Source organism: Archangium sp. (assembly GCF_036277355.1).
GTDB lineage: Bacteria > Myxococcota > Myxococcia > Myxococcales > Myxococcaceae > Archangium.
Genome location: NZ_DASUNC010000101.1, coordinates 35,671 through 57,070 on the forward strand (window position 1 = coordinate 35,671; position 21,400 = coordinate 57,070).

Annotated in this window: 9 protein-coding genes; 5 read left to right on the top strand and 4 right to left on the bottom strand. The window is 69.4% G+C overall.

Annotation, left to right across the window (positions count from 1 at the left end; genetic code table 11):
* Nucleotides 1–63: 63 nt before the first annotated feature.
* Nucleotides 64–8,697, top strand: coding sequence for an RHS repeat-associated core domain-containing protein (locus VFZ09_RS26085; protein WP_329730373.1), 8,634 nt, complete (start codon nucleotides 64–66; stop codon nucleotides 8,695–8,697).
* Nucleotides 8,698–8,816: 119 nt separating this feature from the next.
* On the opposite strand, the gene VFZ09_RS26090 is transcribed toward VFZ09_RS26085, so the two are convergent.
* On the bottom strand, nucleotides 8,817–10,367 hold the full coding sequence (locus VFZ09_RS26090; RefSeq protein ID WP_329730374.1) for a MopE-related protein: 1,551 nt from the start codon (nucleotides 10,365–10,367) through the stop codon (nucleotides 8,817–8,819).
* Nucleotides 10,368–10,540: 173 nt separating this feature from the next.
* Here VFZ09_RS26090 and VFZ09_RS26095 point away from each other — a divergent pair, with 173 nt between their 5' ends.
* Both VFZ09_RS26095 and VFZ09_RS26100 read left to right on the top strand, forming a co-directional pair.
* The gene (locus tag VFZ09_RS26095; RefSeq protein WP_329730375.1) at nucleotides 10,541–12,154 is read left to right on the top strand and encodes a sigma-54 dependent transcriptional regulator; all 1,614 of its coding nucleotides are present in this window, start codon (nucleotides 10,541–10,543) and stop codon (nucleotides 12,152–12,154) included.
* Nucleotides 12,155–12,209: 55 nt separating this feature from the next.
* On the top strand, nucleotides 12,210–12,665 hold the full coding sequence (locus VFZ09_RS26100; RefSeq protein ID WP_329730376.1) for a hypothetical protein: 456 nt from the start codon (nucleotides 12,210–12,212) through the stop codon (nucleotides 12,663–12,665).
* Nucleotides 12,666–12,679: 14 nt separating this feature from the next.
* Here the strand turns inward: VFZ09_RS26100 and VFZ09_RS26105 are convergent, their stop codons facing one another.
* A complete protein-coding gene (locus VFZ09_RS26105; protein WP_329730377.1) occupies nucleotides 12,680–14,011 on the bottom strand; it encodes a GON domain-containing protein in 1,332 nt (443 codons plus the stop codon).
* Between the two features lie 170 nt (nucleotides 14,012–14,181).
* Nucleotides 14,182–17,724 (bottom strand): protein kinase domain-containing protein, encoded by a 3,543-nt coding sequence (locus VFZ09_RS26110; protein ID WP_329730378.1) that lies wholly within the window; start codon nucleotides 17,722–17,724, stop codon nucleotides 14,182–14,184.
* 111 nt (nucleotides 17,725–17,835) lie between these two features.
* On the opposite strand from VFZ09_RS26110, the gene VFZ09_RS26115 reads away from it, so the two are divergent.
* Nucleotides 17,836–19,065 carry a hypothetical protein gene (locus tag VFZ09_RS26115; RefSeq protein ID WP_329730379.1) on the top strand — a complete coding sequence of 410 codons (1,230 nt, stop codon included), beginning with the start codon at nucleotides 17,836–17,838 and terminating at the stop codon, nucleotides 19,063–19,065.
* Between the two features lie 178 nt (nucleotides 19,066–19,243).
* The gene (locus VFZ09_RS26120) at nucleotides 19,244–19,774 is read left to right on the top strand and encodes an ester cyclase (RefSeq protein ID WP_329730380.1); all 531 of its coding nucleotides are present in this window, start codon (nucleotides 19,244–19,246) and stop codon (nucleotides 19,772–19,774) included.
* Between the two features lie 64 nt (nucleotides 19,775–19,838).
* On the opposite strand, the gene VFZ09_RS26125 is transcribed toward VFZ09_RS26120, so the two are convergent.
* The gene (locus VFZ09_RS26125) at nucleotides 19,839–21,371 is read right to left on the bottom strand and encodes a hypothetical protein (protein WP_329730381.1); all 1,533 of its coding nucleotides are present in this window, start codon (nucleotides 21,369–21,371) and stop codon (nucleotides 19,839–19,841) included.
* Nucleotides 21,372–21,400 lie beyond the last annotated feature (29 nt).

Sequence of the window (21,400 nt, forward strand, 5' to 3'; positions counted from 1 at the left end):
CCCCAGCGCCCGTTGCCGGGGTGGTGGCGGGCGCTTTCGTTTGCCCTCCTTCCTGGAGCATCCATGGCTTCCGACTCGCAGATCCCGTCCATCCGCACGTTCCAGTTCGACTCCAGCGCCTTCGGCAACCTGAAGAGCAGCGTCAACCTCTTCCGGGGTGACATCAACTTCACCCAGACCCTGTTCTCGATGCCGGGGCGCGTCTCGGGCGATGGCATGGACGTGACGGTGGCGCTGCTCTACCAGAGCAACGTCTTCCGGGATGGGCAGACCTGGAACCGGGACAACCCCACCGGCGTGGTGGGGCTCGGGTGGAGCCTGCCGACGACGTCCATCCAGCTCGACGACAGCGGCTCCGTGACGCCGGGCACGCGCACGTACCAGTACGTCAGCGGCGGCTCGCCTGCCGCGCTGGCGCGGGAGCCGGAGACGCCGTTCCTGTTCTCCATGCCGTCGTCGCTCTCCAGTGGGCTCTCGGGCGGCACGGTGTCCGCGGACGTGGTGGCGCGGTTCGCCAGCAACGGCATCGCGCTCGCAACGACCGCGAAGGTGACGGCGGTGTCGTCCACGCAGTGGGCCATCGCCGATGACGACAACCAGCAGCTGTTCAACCTCCAGCTCGACGGCGGCGGCCTGGACGCCTACGACGGCGGCGAGTCGTTCCAGCTCGTCAACTACCAGTTCTGGAAGATCCTCTATTACGCGCCGTACGAGCGCTGGGTCGTCATCAACGAGTCGGGCCAGAAGATGTCCTTCGGCGGCCGGGGCCCGGACACGCCGCGGGGCTACGCCACCTCCGCCGGCAACAGCATCGAGTGGGGCGTGCGCTGGTACGTGCCGAACGCGGAGACCGGCCAGCCCGAGGCGATCTGGGAAGGGGACAGCAACCTCACGCAGGGGCAGGGGCAGTACGCGCGCGCGTGGCACCTGGTGAGCGCGATGACGCCCTGGGGCGACTCCATCCGCTACAGCTACAACGGCTGGGACCGGAACAGCGCGGGGCTGATCCCGGACGTCGAGCAGCAGGTGGGTGCCGGCGGGCTGCCGTACACCAAGGCCTGCTACCTCACCGGCATCACCGACGTGTTCGGCCGCACCCTCACCTTCAACTACGAGGACAAGCTGTGGAGCAACGCGACGCCCGAGAGCGCGCGCGAGTACGCGGACCCGCACAAGGCCGTCCCGGACAACACGCCCAACGCGTACCAGGACCGCTACGAGACGCGGTACCTGGACAACATCGTGGTGAAGGGGCTGGACGGCTCCACGCTCTTCAGCCTGAAGCTCCTCTACCAGCCGAAGCAGCCCGCGGGCGGCGTGGCGGGCAGCCCGGTGGCCAACGTGACCACCCACACCGGCGCGCTGTTCGGCGACACCTGCAAGCGGATCCTCACCCGCGTCGTGCTGTCCAATGCGTTCAACGACAGCCTGCCGGGAATCGTCTTCGACTACTACTTCGACTCTCCGGCCTCCTCCAATACGGCGTCCAGCCCCGGGGCGCTCAAGTCGATCACCTACCCGCAGGGCGGCGCCGCCACGTACTCGTACACGAAGCAGTCGCTGGACATCTGTGACCGCACCTACGCCGTCCCGCAGCCGTCGGATCCAGGCTTCGCCGGCTCCACCCCGCGCGTCTTCTTCGGCGAGGACTACGCGGTGACCACCTGGTACAGCGCGGCGAGCGGCAAGCTGTCCATGCAGGTCTACACCTGGCTGGGGCGCTGGGAGTCCTGGTCGCTCACCCCGGACACCGTGTTGTTCAACGACAGCGCGGGGCTGGACCTGTCGACGCTTGAGGTCGTCCCCAGCGGCGAGTTCTTCGCCCTGTCCTTCGAGCGGGTGAACGAGACCGACGTCTACATCTTCCAGAAGGATGTCGCGCGGCCGGGCCAGTGGGTGCCTGCCACGCTGAACGGCACCACCACCGGCGTCAACACGCCGGCCCTGAGCTACACGACCACCAGCGCCACCGCGGTCCTCTCGGGCGGGGACACCTTCCTGCTGGTGACGCTGATGGATGAGATCCACGGCAAGTACTCGTACGACCGCGTCACCTGGCGCTGGACGACGAACGCGTGGACGCGCGAGTCGTTCACGCTCCCGGCCTTCGCCTGGGGCATGGCGCGCAACGAGTACTACCTGCTGCTCGATCAGCGCGGGACCGCCTCGCTGTACTTCCTGGATCCAGCGCTCGTGTGGAACGGGCCCAGGACGGTGTCGATCCCGGACTTCTCGGTGCAGGACCTCTCGCGCATCACGCTGGTGCCGAGCGACTCCTTCGTCATCGCCGCCAACCTCACCGGGCAGAACAGCCAGCAGCTCAGCTACACCCTCCACTTCCTGCAGTGGGACGCGGCGTACGGCCTCCAGTCTCCGCCGGCCCAATTCTCCTTCTCGGATCGCCAGGAGCCCAGCGGCGCGTTCCCCACCCCGTGGGTTCCCGTCGTCATCTCCAACACGCTGGTGGCGGCCGCCGCGCGCGTGCTGCGCTTCAACGGTCAGACCTGGCTGGTCAACTCCGGCCTGTACAACGGCAATCCGCAGTCCGGCCGCCAGCAGCGGTACGCCTACGGCCCGGACTACGCGCTCCAGATCGTCGCGGACGGCAATGGGGTAGGGGCGCCCGCCGCCAAGGTGCTTTCGTTCGACCCCGACACGGACACCCAGGGTTGGACCCGCGCTCCCGTCACCCCCGCGCAATCACTGCCCGTGCCGCCGCAGAATTCGAAGACGGCGAACTGGCCGTCGGCGGGCGCGGAGGACTACTGCGTGCTGGGGCAGTTCCTCTACTTCCGCGGCAGCGCCACCCACTGGGATGGCGTGATGGCGGGCAGCCCCACCGCGGACGTGCAGGCGCTGGTCAACCAGTCGCTCGGCGCCACCAACCGCTTCGTCCTCAACTCGCAGGCGGTGGTGAACGAGGCGCCGCGGTTCCTGTCGTACTTCGTCTTCGACACCCAGGGCGCCACCGGTAACCAGGTGGCGGCCACCGTCCTGATGAACGGCCAGGTGTCCGGCGCGGCCCAGCCGCTCTCGGATGAGCGCATGTCCACCCCGTCCGAGCCGGGCGGCGGCGGCCCCGGCACCGCCGCTGGCGGCCCGAGCGCGTTCGCCGGTTACCCGAGCACCGCCAGCGGCTTCAACCAGGCCACGCAGATCATCCTCCACCGCTACGCCGGTGAGGCCATCGAGGGCGAGCTCCTCCACTACGCGGTCACCGGCCTCACCGTGGACGACGGGTTCGACGCGCCCTCGCCGCACAGCTACGTGCCGGATCCGTCGAATGCGGCGTGCGATCCGTCGGGTGACGTCGTGAAGTACTTCACCTCCACCGTCTACCCGGGCACCGCGGACCCCTCGAGGCCGGTGTTCGGCTCGGTGGTGAACCGCTACTTGAACGGCCTGGGGATCCGCACCGGCGCGGACTTCTACAACATGCTGGACGGCCTGCTGGCCGAGGTGGACGTCCTCGACAACCAGGGCAACATCCTGACGAAGACGACGAACGACTGGCACGTCTACATCCAGCGCGCGAGCGAGCCCGTGGACGGCTCCGCCCAGCCGCTGAACCTGCGCGGCGGCTTCGTGGTCCAGCTCCAGCAGACCAAGGTGGAGGACGGCGTCACCAGCAGCCAGCAGACCGCGTACGTGCCCGAGGGCTTCACCGCGCCCTACTCGGGCCAGCCGGTGGCCACCACCACCCGGACGGTGGGCGGCACCGGCGCGGCCGAGACGTTCATCGCCACCAGCCAGTACGGCTACGAGGTGGACAACCCGGCCATCTCCGGGCCGATGCGCGCGCTGCACCTCCTCAACGACGTGGCCCAGTCGGTGACCACCTGGACGCGCGGGACGGGTGAGGCGATCCCCGCCAAGGGCACCGCCACCACCTACCGGAGCTTCCCCAGCGCGCTCGGGGCGAACGTGCTCGTGCCCGGCAAGGAGGCGGACTTCTCCTGGGTGGGACCCGCGGGCGTGCCGTTCCCGTTCAACGGCTACTCCCCCGGCACGGCGCCGGACGGGTGGCTCCTGTCCAGGCGGGTGGTGGCGCGCACTCCGTTCGGCCAGACCGTCGAGCAGTGGGACGGGCTCGGCGTGCCGATGTCTACCCTCTACGGTACGGACGACACCTTCCCGGTCGCCGTCTTCAACAACGCCTCGTTCCTCGGCGGCGGCTGCGCCTACTGCGGCTTCGAGCCGTATGAAGGCGGCGGCGGGTGGACGGCGCAGGGCACGCGGACCGTCACCGGCGACGCGCACACCGGCCAGAGCAGCCTGAGCCTCCCGGCGGGCGGTGGCGCAAGCCTCTCGGCACGACTGACGCCGCCGAACGTGAGCCAGACCTACCTGTTGGGCTTCTGGTACAAGACGCCGGCGGGCTTCACCCCCGTCACCGGCGCGGGCTTCTCCGTCACCGTGTCGGTGGACGGCGTGGCGGGGACTCCGCTGACCGCCGCCTTCGCGGACACCGGCGGGACGTGGGCCTACCGCACGCTCGGCATTCCGCTGACGGCGGGCACCTCGTCCATCGCGCTCTCCGTCCAGGCGGCGAACCCGTCCCAGTCCGCGGTGCTGCTGGATGACGTCTTCGTCGCGCCGCTGACGGGCCGCCTCGCCGCCCGCACGTACGACCCGGGCTCGCACCTCACCACCGCCACCCTGAGCGCGTCCGGGCGCACCCTCCGGATGCGGTACGACGCCTTCAACCGGACGGTGGCGACCGTTGGCCCCGTGGAGCAGGTGAAACAGCTCACCCAGGAGTTCCTCTCGCGCGAGGGCAATGCGCGGGACGCCTTCGATTGCGCCAGCCCCAACACCAACCTGGCGGTGGGCGTGGCCGAGGGCGGCAGCCTCGAGACGTTCCTCAACGGCGACGAGTGGCGGGCGCGCTGGCAGGCCACCGGCTCCCCATCGGCCTGGAGCCGCGCCAACGGTGCGCTGACCCACACCGGCTCCACCAGCGACACGCTGACATGGCGGGGCTTCACGGGGGGCTCGCCGGAGACGGCGGCGCTCTTCTTCGAGGTGCAGCCGGCCGGGACGTTGTCGGGCGCGCTCGGTGTCACCTTCGGCTCCGGCTACCGCATCGCGTACGAGCCGTCCTCGGGGTTCAGCTTCACCGCGCCGGGCGGCGGCACCGTCCAGGCGCCGCTGGCGAGCCCACCCCAGCTCCCGCGGCAGTGGCTGCTGGTGATGGGCAGCGGTGTCGTCGTCTTCTTCGGCGACGGCCAGCTGCTGTTCAGCGCGAAGGTGACGGCCGGCGACACCGGTACGGTGGCCTTCTCCACCGGGCCCAACGGCCTCTCGTTGCGCAACCTGTCGATGATGGCGGGGCCACGCGTGGGGCTCACCTATGACGACGCCACCGGCCAGAACCGGCAGAACCAACAACTGCTGGGCGACGACGCCCTCCTCTCGGCGGTCATCCTCGATGCGCTCAACCGGACCGTGGCGGTCACCCGCACCATGCCGGCGAGCTTCGGCGGCGGCGCCTCTCAGCCGGTGCTGACCTACAGCCCGACCTTCGTCGACGTGCAGGGCTTCCTCGATGCGATGGACAGCACCTGGGAGATGACCGGTGACATCGCGGACTACTACCGGGGACAGACGGACGGGCCGGTGAAGCGGTCCGATGACGGCGGCTATCCCTATTACGGGTACCGCTTCGAGGCCTCCACGCGCAACCGCCGCCTCGAGCAGGGCCTGCCCGGCCAGCCGTTCGCGGTGCATGACGTCGACACCACCTCTCCGCTGGAGCGGGAAACCATCCAGTTCGCCTACGGCGCCAACTCCGGCTCGTCGTTCAACCTCCCGGCGGGGGATTTCAGCAGCGACACCCTCATCAGCCAGATGAAGAACCAGTCGGTGAGCCTGCGCGACACCACCGGCCGGAAGATCGCCTCCGCGCTCAGCGATGCCACCGGAGCGGTGGTGGGACAGGGCCAGAGCACCGTCTCCTTCGCCGGCTCCAGCCCGGCCACCACCCTGCCTGGCGGCAGCTCCACGCTGAACCTGAGCCAGCCCAACGCCTTCACCACCAGCCCCCAGGGCAACCCGGCCGCCTTCACGTCCTCCGTCGTGCAGGATCCGCTCGGCCGCACCACCGCGAGGACCGATCCCGACAGCGGGACGACCTCGCTCATCTACGACCCGGCGATGAACCTGCGCTTCGCCCAGCCCGCGCTCGACGCCGGCCAGACCTGGTTCGTCTATTACAAGTACGACGCCCTCGGCCGCATCCTGGAGGAGGGGACGGTGCCACAAGCGTGGGATCCCGCCCGGCTCGCCGCTCATGCCGTCACGCCGCAGTGGCCCGACGCCTCGGTGGCGCGCACCGTGACGCGGACCCATGCCTACGACGGCGACGGCGACGATCCGCTGCCCATCGGCCAGAAGGTGTCGGTGGTCACGGTCACTCAGGCCCCCACGGGCAGCACCGCCAGCGCCATCACGGTGACCGAGACGTTCACCTACGACACCACCGGGCGCACCTCGACGATGACGCTCGCCACCGAGGGCCAGCGCGGCACCGTGACGTACGGCTACGACAACCTCGATGCCATCGTGCGGGTGACCTACCCCGCGGGCGGGCCGGTCTCCGACGTCTTCTACTCGTACGACGAGAAGGGGCGCGCCATCGGCATCGGCACCTCGGCGGGGGCCACGGACCTCGCGGCGTACGTCTACACGCCGGATGGCGACGTGTCGCAGGAGCTGCGCAACGGCGGCACGCTGCAGGGCATCTACGAGTACGCGTCGCCCGGGTGGCTCTCGACTCACGCGGTCACGGTGAAGGGGAACGAGCAGCCGTCGTTCTCGCTCGGGTACACCTTCTTCGCGGACGGCTCCATCCAGACCCGGTCGCTGAACCTCGCGTTCGGCGAGCCCGCGGCCCAGAACGACGCGACGTACGCCTACGACGGCCAGAGCCGGCTGGTGAGCGCCACCGTCGCGGGCGGGCAACCGGGCAACGAGTCCGTCGGGCAGTACGACGCCAACGGCAACATCTGGTCCATCACCCAGGACGGTGTCCCGTACACGTTCACCTACGCGCCGGGCACCAACCAGCTCCAGACGCAGTCGGTGAATGGAGCGCCCACCTCCGGCTTCACCTGGGGCGCGGACGGCCGCTTGCTGAAGAGCGAGACGCTGGCGCTCGACTACGAGCCGGCGTTCAACCTCACCCGCGGCATCACCGTTGCCGGCAACGACCCGGCCCAGGTGCGGCTGGCCTACGGTGGCCAGGGGCAGCGCGTGGTGAAGCAGGTGAGCAGCGCGTCCTCGTCGTCCTTCGTCTACTTCAACGGCCTGTCCATCCAGCCGCTGGCGCGGGTGTCCGGCACGCAGTGGTCCCTCTTCGTGTACGGGCCCACGGGGCTGGTGGCCGCCGTCAGCGACAAGCGGTACTTCCCGCTGCGCGACTACGCGCACACCGTCTGGGCCGTGGTGGATGACCAGAACGCGCTCGTCGCCCAGTACAACTACCGCCCGTTCGGCTCGCTGGCGGGGGCGTCCGGCTCCCACCTGGACGTCATTCCCTTCCTGTTCATGGGCCAGGAGCTGGATGCGGAGACCGGGCTGTACAACTTCAACGCCCGGCTCTACTCGCCCGAGTTGCGCCGCTTCCTCTCGATGGACATGGCCCGCCAGGCGCCGAGCCCGTACTGCTTCGTCGGCAACAACCCGCTGATGATGACGGACCCCACGGGCAACACCTCCACCTGGGCGCGCGTGGGCATTGGCGTGGGAATGGCGGGCGTGGTGATCTCCAGCTTCCTGCTCAGCTTCGTCACCTTCGGCGCGTCGGACGCGGCCATCGCCCCCCTGGAGACGGGACTGCTCGCCGAGGAAACCGCGACCGGCGCCACCAGCATCGCCGGCTCGCAGGCGGGGGCGGCGGCCACCGAGGGAGGTGGCGTGGCGGCCAGCTCCGCGGTGGGGGCGGGCACCGAGTCGGCCGCCGCCAGCAGCGAGCTGGCCACCGGTGCGTCGTCAGGCGCCGAGGCGGGGATCAGCAGCACTCAGGCCGCCGCGGATCTCGGCTCGGCGGCCGCGCCCGCGGCTTCCGGCGCCGCTGGCTCCTCGGACCTGGCGACCTCCGTGGCGAACTTCGGTTGGCAGCTGCTCACCAACACCATGTTCAGCATGGGCATGTCCGGGCTCCAGTACGACATCGCCCCGGGCGGGAAGTTGACCGGCAAGGGCTTCGGCGACGCGATGTTCTCGGGATTCATCAGCGGCATGTTGTACGGAGCCTTCTCCGGCTTCGTGGGCCTCAAAGTGGTGACGGAGGGGATCGACAAGTGGAACCCCCTGGGTCGGATCCTGTTCAAGCTCGCCGCCAACACCCTGGTGGGCGCCGGCACCGGGGATGTCGCGCAGGTCCTCACCAACGCGCTCGAGCACCAGCCGTTGTACCAGGGCCTGGCGCTGGCCTCGGGAATCGGAGCCGGCTCGGGTCTGCCGTTCGGCATCGGCGACGTGATCAAGAACGACTTCGGCCCGGCCATGAGCCTCCTCGGCGTGTCCGCGGAGAACACCACCAAGACCACCGACTTCGTCAACAACGCGCTGAAGAGCGCCAAGAGCACCACCGCCAAGGTCTCCTACGGACTCACGGCGTTCCACCTGGTCGGTGGCTACGCGGCGTGGGGCGCCTACACCGCCGCGAACTCGTCGAATAACGGCAACGGCTGAGCGGTCCCGCGGCGGGGCGGGGCTCCACACCCCGCCTCGCCGCCCCGGGCACGGGCCCCGCCAGGCCTCAGGCACCTCGCACAGTCTGGCGCACACGCGCCGCGCTCACCTCGTACGCCTCAGAGGTAGATGCACGCGAGGTTGGACGCGCTGGTGCCCAGGTCCACGGGCACCCCGGAGATGGCCCCGTTGTCGTAGTAGCACCAGCGGTGAGCCGCCGCGCGACAGGCCTTGGAGGAATCCGGCCCGGCCAGGGGCGCGGTGTTGCAGCCCGTCCTCGCACCCCATACGGCGTTGTCTACATTGCTGAAGTAACCGCGGTTCGACGGCTGATCGATGCAGTTGACGTAGATGTTGCCCCCACCGAACTCCTGAGGCAGTCCGCCCGTGTAGCCCTTGCTGGCGCAGTAGCGGTGGGCCGCCGAGGTGCACGCTTTGGAGTACTCGGGCGTGGTGATGACGTTGTCCACCGTGCACCCAGGGTTGATGGCGGTCAGGTCGGAGACCGGAATGAAGAACCCCTTGGCGCGGAAGCAGGCGAGATACGCGGTGGTGGAGGTGCGCTCGACGATGGTTCCGCCCTCCCATCCCAGACTGTTGCAGTGGCGGCGGGCGGCGGCGATGCAGGTGCGGCTGTATCCGACGGTGGAGTCCATGTCCGCGCCCGTACAGTTGGTGAGCGCGGTCAGGGTGGAGTTGGGGACACTGGTGATGAAGTTCTCATCGACGTGGCCATCGCAGTCGTTGTCGATGTTGTCACGGGTCTCGGGATTGGGGGTGCCCGGCGTGCAGGTGCCCGGCGCGCCGTTGACGCAGGCCGGCGCCGTCCGGCGGCAGGCTCCCACGCCGCAGCTCAGGGGCGCGAGGTCCTCGTCGATGAGCTTGTCGCAGTCGTTGTCCTTGCCATCACAGACCTCGGGCTGGGGAACGCAGATCTCCACGGTCACCGTCAGCGTGATGTCTCCATGGCGGCAGTCGATGGCCGGTTCGTCGTCCCCCAGGGTGACGAGCTGGAAGGTGCGCGCGTCGGGGAGGGTGGGGTAGGCCGCCTCGTCCGTTTTCGTGAAGTCACTGAGGTAGACATTCATGCTCCCGGCCGTCTCCGTCACCGGCACCGTACAGTCCGCTCCCGTGGCGCCCGAGCTGCACCAGGCCGGTTGCAGGGTCTGGTTGTCGATGGGTTGGTTGAGGATCTTGGACCACACGTACGGCACCGGGTCGGTGCCCAGCGCGTTCGGGGCGTTGGAGTACGCCGCCACGCGCCGGTCGCTGCTCATGAGGATGTAGCTGCCGTAGTTGAGCAGCATCACATCGTCGTACTTGAACGTGGTGCTGTTGGTGCTGCTCAGCCGCAACGAGGTGATGCGTTGGCCCGCCAGTCCTCCGAGGGTGATGGGCTCTTCGTACCGCCCCGAGGCGTACCCGTTCCTGGGGTCCTGGTTGCCCGCGGCGATGTTCCCGAACCCGCAGTCGCCGGTGGCCTGATTGTTCGGCCAGGTCAGCGTGTAGGTTTTCGTGAGCTTCTGCTCCTCCTGGAGCAGCGACTGCTCGGGCGGCACTTCGCCCATCCTGGACTCGTCCTCGGTCGGGCCGCACCCGGCTCCCCAGAGGAGCGCCATGCAGGGCACGACAAGGCGGACGGACAGCACTTGCGAGAGAGGCTTCTTCATTCGGATGAACTCCTGTTTTCCATCCCCTCGAGGGGGTTCTGGAGCAGCACGCCGGACCCGGCGCCGGGAGCACATAGGACGAAGCCGCGCGAAAACCATTGCGCGGCGGCGGAGACGCATCTCCGTTTCCTCGTGGGATGGGCCCTGGGAGGGAAATGCTACAGTCGCGCGCGATGTCCCGTTCCGACCCTCGCGAGTCCCAGTCCCCCCCACTGGTCGCCGAAGTCTCCACCGCCATCGGCCACGAGCAGCGCGCCCCCGCCTCCGCCGAGCAGGGGGTACCGGTGCTGACCGTCCTGTCCCATCCCACGGCCACCCGGGCGGGAGAGCGGCTCCTGCTGGAGGGAGTCGCGGCCGGCCGCGAGGTGTCCCTGTCTCGCAACGGCCCGAACTTCACCCGGCCTGGAGAGACCTTCGGGCAGCCCCTGTCGGACCCTTTCGTGAGCCGGACGCCCCTCGTGTTCTCACCGGGAGCAGGGGGGCGGCTCCGGCTGCGCGTGGGCGAGGGCGGAACCCGGGTGGTGGTGGACGGGCAGCTCGTGACGAGCCGTGAGTTCACCCCGGAGGAGCTGGCGGTGGGCGTGCCGTTGGAGCTCTCGGGGCGCGTGGTGTTGCTGCTGCACCAGGACGCGGGCGGGGCGCGGGCGTCCGGGGACACGCTGGGCATGGTGGGCGAGAGCCCGGGCATCCGGCGCGTGCGCGAGCACATCCAGCGCATCGCCGACCTCCATGTCCCGGTGCTGGTCCGGGGAGAGACGGGAACGGGCAAGGAGCTGGTGGCCCGGGCCATCCACCAGCACAGCCCGCGCAAGGAGCGCCCCTTCCTCAGCGTGAACCTGGGCTCCATCCCCAAGGAGCTGGCGGCCGCCGAGCTGTTCGGCGTGAAGAAGGGCGCCTATTCGGGCGCCACGCAGGACCGCGAGGGCTTCTTCCGGGCGGCCCAGGGCGGCACCCTGTTCCTCGACGAGGTGGGCGAGGCGCCCCCGGAGGTGCAGGTGATGCTGCTCCGGGTGCTGGAGACCGGCGAGCTGTACCCGGTGGGCGGGCATGCCCCCATCAAGACGGATGTCCGGCTGATCGCCGCGACCGATGCCAACCTGGAGGAGCACATCCGCGAGGGGCGCTTCAAGGCGCCGCTGCTGCATCGCCTGGCCGGTTATGAGATCCGGCTGCCGCCCCTGCGCGAGCGCCGCGAGGACCTCGGGATGCTGTTCCAGCACTTCGCCCGGGAGGAGCTGGAGACCATTGGCGAGGCCCACCGCCTGACGCCGAAAGATCCCTATGCCGAGCCGTGGTTGCCGGCACCGCTCGCGGTGCGCCTGCTGCGCTACGCCTGGCCCGGCAACATCCGGCAGTTGCGCAACATCACCCGTCAGCTGGTGATTGGCAGCCGGGGGCAGGCCGTCCTCCAACTGGACTCGCGGCTCGCCGAGGAGCTGGATGCCACGGGGCCCGCCCCCAAGCCCGCCGCCCCCGCGCCCACGGCGGTGGCTCGCCGCAAGTCCACCGAGGTCACCGGCGAGGAGCTGCTCGCGGCGCTCCGGCAGCACGCGTGGGATCTCAAACTGGCGGCGGACACGCTCGGGATTCCGCGCTCCTCCATCTACGATCTCATCGACAAACACCCGAACATCCGCCGGGCGGGAACCCTGAGCGCGGAGGAGATCACCGCCTGCCATCAGGCGTGCGGAGGCGACCTGGACGCCATGGTCCAGCGCCTGGAGGTCTCCAAGAAGGCGCTCAACCGGCGCCTCAAGGAACTGGGCCTGAGCGCCAGGAACGCCTGAGGCAAAGCCTGTCAGCCGCAAGGAATTGGCTCATGGAGCCGAAAGGAGCAGCACCGTGGCGAAGCATCAACTGATCATCTCCAGGGACTTCAAGAGGCCCTCCGTGCTCCGCTCCGAAGAGGGGCAGCTCAAGGCCACCCGCACGCTGGTGGTCAACTGGAAGGGCTCGTGGGAGCCAAGGGATCAACCCGAGCTGTTCCTGGTGGTGGCTCCGGGGGATGAGCTGGAGATCGTGTTCGCCGACGAGCAGCACGAGAGCGGCAGCCTCTGGCTCTTCAACCGGGTGAACCCCTTGCGCTCCTTGCTCCTGCCCCTGCCGGAGAGCCAGCGTCAGGAGCGCTGGGAGCGCGTGGATCTCCAGAAGGGGAGCGTGATCCTCACGGTGAACGGTGAGATTGCCCGGGACTCGGGCGAGTCCCGGTATGACCTGCGCGTCAGTGCATTGGGGGAGATGCCACCGCCCATCGTCGGGCAGGGAAATCCCGGCACCCTGACGGCATCCAAGCCCTGACCGCGGGAGGGGGGCTACGCGGGAGGCGCGTACTGGAGCTGCAACAGCGCGCCGCGGCCGTTGAAGGGGTGGTCGGCGCCCTGCACCGACATCCAGCCGCACTCGCCGCGGTTCCACAGGTCCACCACCCGGTTGTCCGAGCTGTAGGTGGCCCCACCCGAGCCGTAGTATCCGACCACGGCGAACTGGTTGGCGGCCACCGCGAAGGGAGTGCCCCGCAGGTCCACGTTGCCCAGGCCAGGGTTGCCGAAGTCGCAGTTCATCGCCGCGGCATAGGCCATGGAGGTGACGGCATCCCCGTGCCACAGCAGCCCGGAGGAGGTGGAGAAGGTCTGGTCACCCGTGCTCACGCGCAGGGTGGCGGGGTCGATGCGGACCTTGGAGAAGAGGGTCCGCACGTTGGTGCCGCCGCCGTTGTTGTAGCCCGCGGTGTACTGGGAGAAGTTGACCGAGGTGCCCGTCGACGGCAGCGGCAGGTACTCGGCGGGAGTGCCCGCCATGTTGTGGCACCAGGCCGTCCAGGGCTTGGAGGCCTCACCGTTGACGTACAGCACGTACTCGCCATCCGCCGCGGAGGGCAGGGCGGTCTTGATGTCCTGGCAGCTCGCCGGGGTGCTCGGCCTGTACTGGAGCTGGAGCTGAGCGCCGCGGCCGTTGAAGGGATGGTCGGCGCCCTGCACCGACATCCAGCTGCAATCCCCCCGGCTCCACAGGTCCACCACCTGGTTGTCCGAGCTGTAGGTGGCCGCGCCGGAGGGGTAGGAGCCGACCAACGCGAACTGGTTGGGAGCCGCGGCGAAGGGAGTGCCCCGCAGGTCGACGTTGCCGACTCCAGGGTTGCCGAAGTCGCAGTTCATCGCCGCGGCATAGGACATGGAGGTGACGGGATTATTGACGGGGTGCGTGAGGTAGCCGGAGGAGGTGGAGAAGGTCTGGTCGCCGGTGGTCACGCGCAGGGTGGTGGGGTCGATGCGAACCTTGGTGAAGAGGGTGCGCACGTTGGTGCCGCCACCGTTGTTGTAGCCCGCGGTGTACTGGGAGTAGTTGAGTGAGGGGCCCGTGGACGGCAGGGACAGGTACTCGGCGGGAGTGCTCGCCATGTTGCGGCACCAGACCGACCAGGGCTTGGACCTGTCGCCGCCGACGAACAGCACGTACGCACCATCCACCGCGGAGGGATTGGCGGTCTTGATGTCCTGGCAGCTCGCCGGGCCGGTCGTGAGCGCGGCCCGCGTCTGGCCTGGCTCCGTGGGGGCCTGGTTGTCCGGCGCCTCCATCCCGCAGGCGGGGAGGACGGCGAGGCTGGCGGCGAACATCAGCTTCTTCCAACGAGGTGCGTGCATCATGGTGGGTTCTCCGAGGCTCGAGAGTTTTCAGCGAGCTCGGGGAATCCTTGAGCACACCTCGTGCCAACACGCCCCAGGAGGGCTCCTCAGAGGAGAACCTCCGTGGGGACGGGTCTGGGAGGGGGTGGAACGGCCGTCGGCGAATGTCGCCGACATTCGCGAAACGTCCGCTAGGGTCCGCTGGACTGGAGGCGCTGGAGGGCGCTGGCCCACTCCCGCTGAAAGCCCGGGTTGGCGGAGAGCGCGAGGGAGAGATCCTCCCGGGCCCGTCCGCGCCACTCCTGCTTGAGCGCCAACAGACTGCCCCGCAGGAGCCGGGCGTCCGGCCATCCGGGACGGACCGCGAGGAGCTGCTGGGCCAGCTCCAGCCCTCGTTGAAGCGAGGGGCCCGGGTCCTGCCCGGCCCGCATCACGTGGGTGGACCAGCGGCGGAGGAAATGCCCGAGGCCGATGCGGAAGTCCTGCCGCTCCGGAGCCAGCTCGAGCCCCTTCTGGAACGCCTGGAGCGCCTCCTCGGAGTCCTGGGGGCGCCCGCCGGGGGAGAGCGCCCGGGCCCCCAGCGCCTCACCCAGGGAGTACCAGGCCTCGGCCTGGGCCGGATTGTGCGCGAGGGCCTGCCGCAGTGCCGCCTCGGCCCGTGCGCTGCTGGGGCGGGGATCCTTCCCGTGATCCAGCTCGAACGTGGCCAGGATGGCATGGACCATGCCGCGGTTGGCCATGGCTCCCGCGTCCTCCGGAAGCCACTGGAGCGCCTGCCGCAGGGCCTCGTCGGCCGCGCGGACGCTCGGGCCAGGGTCTTCCCCCCGGGCGCGCTGGTACAGGGCCCGATGGGCGAGCACCTCCCCGAGGTTGATGTGCCCGTAGCCCCCCTTCGGCGCGAGGGCCACGGACTGCTCGCAGGCCGCCCGGGCCTGGTCCAGCGCGGGGAACGGATCCTCCCCGCGGTCCCAGCGGGCCTGGGCCTGCTGGAGCAGCGTCAGGGCCAGCCCGTTGTGGAGCTGGGGAATGCCGGGGCCGAGCTTGATGCCCTCGCGGAACATCTCCGCGGAGCGTTCCAGTGAGGGGCCGGGATCACCCCCCGAGCCGCGCAGCCGTTGGGCCACGAGCGCGTGTGCCAGCCCCGCGTAGAAGTAGGGCACCACGTGACCGGGGTTGAGGCTCCGGGCCTTGTCCAGTGCCGCCACGGCCTCGGTGAGGTCCGCGTCCGGAGCCGGGGCCCGGGGATGCCGGGCGCGGGTGTAGTACCCGATGCCCAGGTTGATCCACTCTTCGGGCACCTGGGCGTCGCGCTGGATGGCGGCGAGATAGGACTCGATCGACTTGCCGTAGGCGGGCAGCGGATCCGCGCCGACCTGATCCTCGTAGTCGGCCCACGTCTTGTAGACCATGCCCAGGTTGAGGAGGAAGTCCTGGTCCCGCTCCTCCGGGGCGATGCCCTCGAAGCTCTCCACGGCCTTGCGCAGTTGCTCGCGCGGATCCAGCGAGTGACTCTGGCGGGTATAGCCCCAGATCCACCAGGCCTGTCCCAACTCCAGCCGGGCCTTGGAGCTCGAGGGGGCGAGCTCCAGCGCCCTGCGCGCGGCGGCCACGGCCTTCTCCGGCAGTGTCTCGGAGTAATCGCCCAGGTTGCGTTGATGCTCGGCGAGCCGCCGGTGGAGGCGGGACTCCAGCACGAGCGCGTCCGGATGCTCGGGCATGGCCGTGAGCGCGCGGGAGACGGCCTGGAGGGCCTGGGTGTAGCGGGGCGTGACATCGCCCTTGCCATACAGCTCCAGGACGAGCGCGCCGTACTCCAGCTCTCCCTGGGCCGTGTGGATGGAGGCCACGCTCTCGCCGATCGCGGCTGCCTCGGCGTAGGCCTTTCGGCCCGCCTCGAAGTCCGCCAGCGCGCCCGCGTGCTCGCCCTGGTTCCACTGCCGCATGGCGCGGGCCTGGAGGATGTCTCCGCGCAACCGGGGTGCCTCATGGAACCAGGAGAGCCCGGTGCCGATGGCGTCCAACTGGGAGAGGGCCTCGTCCCACCGGTTCTCGTAGAAGGCGAGCAGCGCCGCCACGTACGCGGTGGAGGGAACCTCGGCCCCTTCACTCTGGCGGAGCCAGGCCAGTGCTGGCTCCCGGTAGCGGCGCTCGATCTCCCGCTTGCGAGCCTCCCGCCGCTCGGGGTCGCGGAGGCGCTCGGCCTCCAGCAGCTGCTCCTGGTACTGGTGTCCCGTCACGAGGGCGAGCGCGTAGGCCACCCGGGGCTCGCGGAAGCCATGCTTCCAGGCGGCTTCGAGCGACTCGAGGGCCCTGGCCTCGTCTCCGAGCGCGAGATGGCCACGCCCCAGCGCATAGTGACCGGGCCCCAGGGCCTGCTCGCCCGCCTCGTGGATCTCCGCCTCGAGTGCCGCCATGCGCGCGCGGATGACGCGCTGATCCTCGCGCGTGTCGTGCAGGTGGGAGAGGTCCGAGTAGCGTGCCAGCGCCTCGATGCGTTCCACGGACTCGGTGAACCGCCGGGCCAGACGCTCGCGCACGGCGGTCTCACGGCGGGCCAGTGCCACCTGACCCAGGGCCAGGAGCACGAGCACGGCCGCCAGCGTGGCCACGGACGCCACGAGCCGGTGCTTGCGCAGCTTCTTGCGCAGGCGGTACCAGGCCCCGTTGGAGCGGGCCTGGACGGGCTCGCCCGAGAGGAACCGGTCGAGCTCCTCGGCCAGGGCGCGCGCCGAGTCGTACCGGGCCGAGCGCTCCTTCTCCAGACACTTGAGCGTGATGGCCTCGAGGTCGGCGGGGATGTTCGGATCCACCGCGCGGGGAGGGCGTGGCTCCACCTCGAGGACGTTCTTGAGCACCTCCAGCCCGTTGCCGCCGGGAATGGGAGGGTGGCCCGTCAACACACTGTAGAGGGTGGCGCCCAGGCTGTAGACGTCCGCCCGGCGATCCAGGCTGGAGACCTCGCCGCGGGCCTGCTCGGGCGACATGTACTGGGGCGTGCCCATCACCGCGCCGGTGACGGTGGCGCCATCGTTCCAGTCCCGCGCCAGACCGAAGTCCATCACATAGGGGCGCAGCGTCCCGTCCTCCGCGCGCTCCACCATGATGTTGGAGGGCTTGAGGTCGCGGTGGATGAGGCCCACGCGGTGCGCCTCGTTCACGCCCTCGGCGGCCTCGCGGAGCACCAGCACCTTCTGCTCGGCGGACAGCTCGCGGGCGAGCGCGTTCAACGTCCGCCCCTCGATGAACTGCATGGCGATGTAGACGCGCCCCTGGACCTCGCCCACCTCGTAGACCTTGCACACCCGCTCGTGGTTCACCCGGGCCTGGGCCCGGGCCTCGGAGAGGAAGCGCTGGGTGAGCCCGGGCTCATCCCCCCGGACGAACTTCAAGGCCACGTTGCGGTTCAGCCGCGGATCATGTGCGAGGAACACGCGCCCCATTCCGCCCTCGCCGAGGAAGCGCACGCACTGGTAGCGCTCCCAGCCGCTGACGGGGAAGACCGGGACCTCGGGGGCGCTCGCGTCCCGAGCGGCGGCCACCTGGGGGGTGGCGGCCCGGACCTGCGCCATCATCGAGATGAGCGTCCCCTCGGACAGCCGGCCCCGCTCGCGCAGCAGGGCCAGGGGACTGCGCTCCAGGCGCCGGGCCTCCTCTCTCAGGGAGTCCATCTCCTGCTCGGAGACAAGGCCCTCGGCCAGGGCCGCCCGCAACTCGACCTCGAAATCCGGATGCATGGGGGAAACGCTCCTCGGGCACCCATCCTACTGGCTCCAGACGGCCAAATGGAGCGCCCGTGAGGTAAGGTCCGCGCGACCATGCCTCTCCATACAATCAATCGAGTGTCTTTGATTCGCGGTATCGCCCTGTCTCTGATTGTGGGCTGCACGCCTCCCCCGAAGACGGTCCTCCGGGTTCCGCTCTATCCGTACATCCCCGATGCGGCGGGCGACAAGCTCAGCGCCATGGCCGCGCGGATCGAGACGGAGTTCGAGCGAGCGAACCCGGACGTCGATCTCGTGCTCAATCCCTCCTGCTTCACGGATGATTTCTATGAGCCGGCGCAGATCGCTCGCTCCCTGAAGGGGGAGGGTGAATGCGGCTACGATGTCATCGAGACGGATACGGCGATCCTGGGTGAGCTGGTCGCCGAGGGCGCCGTGCGTCCCTGGCCGCAATTGCCGAAGAACATCGAGTGGCATTCGTCGGGAATCCAGGCCTCCACCCACGCGGAGCAGAACGCCGTCTACGGTGTCCCGCACTGGCTCTGTGGGCACTTCGTCATGTCGCGCGATGAGTCCGTGCGTCAGGCTCGGACGACGAGCGCGCTGGTCCAGGCCCTGGAAGCCCGGCACACGGCCGTTCCCGACATGGCCTTCAACATGCTCGGGAGTTGGAACCTTCCCTCGCTCTATCTGGATGCCTGGGTAGACGCCCATGGCCTGGAGGGAGTCCGGTCCGCCGTGACCACCTCGAGCTACGATTCCGAGGTGCTCCAGTCCCTGCGAGCCTTCGCCAGCACCTGCGAGGCTTCCGGAAGCAATCCCTGTCTCGACGGGACGTATGACCTCGAGGAGAACGCCGACCTGCCCGCGAAGCTGTTCGCCGAGAACAAGGCCGATGCCACCGCCGGGTACTCCGAGCGGTTGCACGTCATCCTCAAGAGCCTCCCGGCGGGAGAGAGCCCTTCCGCCATCCAGATCTCCTCCGCTCCGCTGGCCGAGGGGAGCCACCCCATCCTGTTCACGGACTCCTACTTCCTGGGCGTGCGCTGCACCGGCGAGTGTGAGGAGGCGGCGCTCGCGTTCGTGCAGTACATGAGCCAGGCGAGCACCTTCGAGTGGATCCTGATGAGCGAGGATGCGCCGGAGGGGACGCGCGTGCCCCGGTACCTCCTGCCCGCCGCGCTCGACGTCTACAAGGCGCCCCGGCTTCGTGCCGATCCGTTCTACCCCACCCTCGAGGAGGAGACCCGGAGCGGTGGGCCGTTCCCCAACTCGGGCTTGTATGGCATTCGCAAGCAGATGCGTGACGCCATCAAGGAGGAGCTCACCCGTCCGCTCACGGCCGCTCCGTGAGCTCGCTCCAGGGGGCGAGCGCGGCACCCGGCTTCTCGCTCCTGGAGTGTGAAGGAGTTCATACGTTGGCTGCGAGATGGTTCACAGCGCGGTCACGGCGTCCGTGGCACAACGCTGAGCATGCAGGGGCCGATGAGCCACTGCGGCAACACGCAGCACCACACCTGAGGGGGGAAACATGGACGCTACGACCGCACGCAAGTTCTACCAGAATTACGTGACCACCATCTACGAGGCGGGCCGCGTGGAGGAGCTCGGGCGCTTCTTCACCGAGGACATCGTGCCGCACCCGGCCATCCCCGGAATGGAGCCGGGCCTGAAGGGGATGAAGGCCGTCATCAAGGGGTGGTTGGCGGCCTTCTCGTCGATGCGCTACACCATCGACGGCTTCGTCTTCCAGGGCAACATCATCGCGTCGCGCATCAGCATCAACGCGGTGCACACCGGTGACTTCATCGGCATCCCGGCGACCGGGCGGAAGATCACCGTCGTGTCCCATCCGCACTACCGGCTGGAGCACGGGAAGATCGCCGAGTTCTGGGACATGCCGGACATGCTGTCGCTGCTGCAGCAGCTCGGCGTGTTCCCCGCTCCGTCGCTGGCGGCCTGGTACCCCACCACCCGCCTGGGCCTCACGAAGAACAAGCCGGAGCTCATCGCGCCCAGGGTGGCGGGCGTCGGGGTGGTGCGGGACTTCGAGCGCGTGTGAAGCGGGGCCTCACGAGGGGGGCTGGGCTCTGACGGCCCCCCTCGCGAGCACCCCACGCGAATCCCTAGCAGTCCGCGCTGCAGGAGGCGGGCGTCTCCCAGGCATCACACACGCTGTCGCCGCACGCGGAGTTGAGGAACGTCTCGAACACGGCCTTGCGGTGGGGGATGAAGGTGGTGTTGAGCGCCGGGGAGATGCGGTGGCGCGGCCCATCCGGCCCCGGATCGGTCTGCTCGGAGACGTGGACGAAGCCCAGCGAGCCCGGCCAGGTGATTCCGCCTCCCAGGTTCGCCCCATTGCTGAGCTGGTGGCAGCCCGCGCACGAGAGCGCCATGGAGCGTGCCACGATCTGGGGCGGTGTGAGCGTGCTGGGGATGGCGTTCAGCTTGAGCTGGATGTTGTTCATCAGCGCGGCGTTCCCCGCCGCCTGGTTCACGTAGTGGTTCTCCAGGGGGCTCTGCGCGTCGCTCTGGCCGCTGTTGACGTTGTCCGCGAAGGCCATGGAGAAGAGGTTGATGTCGTTGATGGCCAGGTTGGACACCTGCCCGGGGAAGTCCACGTTCTGGAAGGAGCCGGCCAGCGGGTGCGCCGAGCCCGCGTTGAAGAGCGTGCCGCCCGGGTTGGTCTTCACCGTCACCGGGATGAACTGGAGCGTGCAGCTGGTCCCGCTCGTGCTCGTGCCGAAGCACGGCTTCTGGATCTTGAACTCGCGCAGCAGCCAGTTGGGAGACATGAACTGGTTGGTGCGCACCTGGCCGGTGGTGCCCGGTGGCCGGTTGCCCAGGTTGTCGATGTGGAGCACGGGCATGAAGCCCGGCAGGCCCACGAAATAGAAGTCCCGCAGCCTGTTCGCCCGTGAGGTGGCGAGGGGATCCGTCGTGAGGTTGGCCCAGAAGTCGGCCACCGGCCGGCAGCCCTCGAGGCCCAGGGCGGGGGTGGGGTTGGGCAGCACCGCCTCGAAGATGACGAGGTTGCGGTTGCCCGGGTTGGTGATGCCCGAGCGCTTCGCGAAGACGACCCGGTACTCGCCGCAGTTGGCACCGTCGGCGGGCGCCAGATCAAAGCGGTTGAACAGGCCCACGGGGATGTAGGAGTCCGGGTTGGTGGCGGGCGAGACGAACGGATCCACCAGGGCCTGGTTTCCCTCTGCGCGGGGGCAGGCGTACGGGAAGCCATTCATGTTGGCCACGCCCGGGCTGTTGCAGTTGGGCCCCATGCCGAGCCCCGGCCCCAGCCGCGCCGTGTCCCACCACTGGCGGAACAGATCCAACGGTGTCTTGGGCACGCCGCTGGTGGCGATGAGCTGGTTCATCACGTCCAGGAACGGGAACCTGCCGAGGATGACCTGGTCCGTCACCACCAGCGAGCGCCGCGGATCCACCGCGACGGCCAGCGCCGAGGGGCCGGTGGGGCCCGCCAGTGGCAGGGCGCCAATTCCCCGGCGCTCGGGGTGGAGGCTCTCGGCCTGGAGGTCTCCCGCGGGAGTCGCCGGGGCCGCTTCCACCGGCCGTGGCTCCGTCGGCTCACAGCCCCCTACGAGTGCCAGCGCAGCGGCTCCCAGCAGGGCTGCCCATTGCTTCTCGTGCATCCTCTTCATGTGTGACTCCCAAGCGGATTGGTTCGATA

What these genes read in the sequence shown, in the direction of transcription:
- VFZ09_RS26085 (WP_329730373.1), top strand. Translation starts at nt 64, where the DNA reads ATGGCTTCCGACTCGCAGATCCCGTCCATCCGCACGTTCCAGTTCGAC.
- VFZ09_RS26090 (WP_329730374.1), bottom strand. Translation starts at nt 10,367, where the DNA reads ATGAAGAAGCCTCTCTCGCAAGTGCTGTCCGTCCGCCTTGTCGTGCCC.
- VFZ09_RS26095 (WP_329730375.1), top strand. Translation starts at nt 10,541, where the DNA reads ATGTCCCGTTCCGACCCTCGCGAGTCCCAGTCCCCCCCACTGGTCGCC.
- VFZ09_RS26105 (WP_329730377.1), bottom strand. Translation starts at nt 14,011, where the DNA reads ATGATGCACGCACCTCGTTGGAAGAAGCTGATGTTCGCCGCCAGCCTC.
- VFZ09_RS26110 (WP_329730378.1), bottom strand. Translation starts at nt 17,724, where the DNA reads ATGCATCCGGATTTCGAGGTCGAGTTGCGGGCGGCCCTGGCCGAGGGC.
- VFZ09_RS26120 (WP_329730380.1), top strand. Translation starts at nt 19,244, where the DNA reads ATGGACGCTACGACCGCACGCAAGTTCTACCAGAATTACGTGACCACC.
- VFZ09_RS26125 (WP_329730381.1), bottom strand. Translation starts at nt 21,371, where the DNA reads ATGAAGAGGATGCACGAGAAGCAATGGGCAGCCCTGCTGGGAGCCGCT.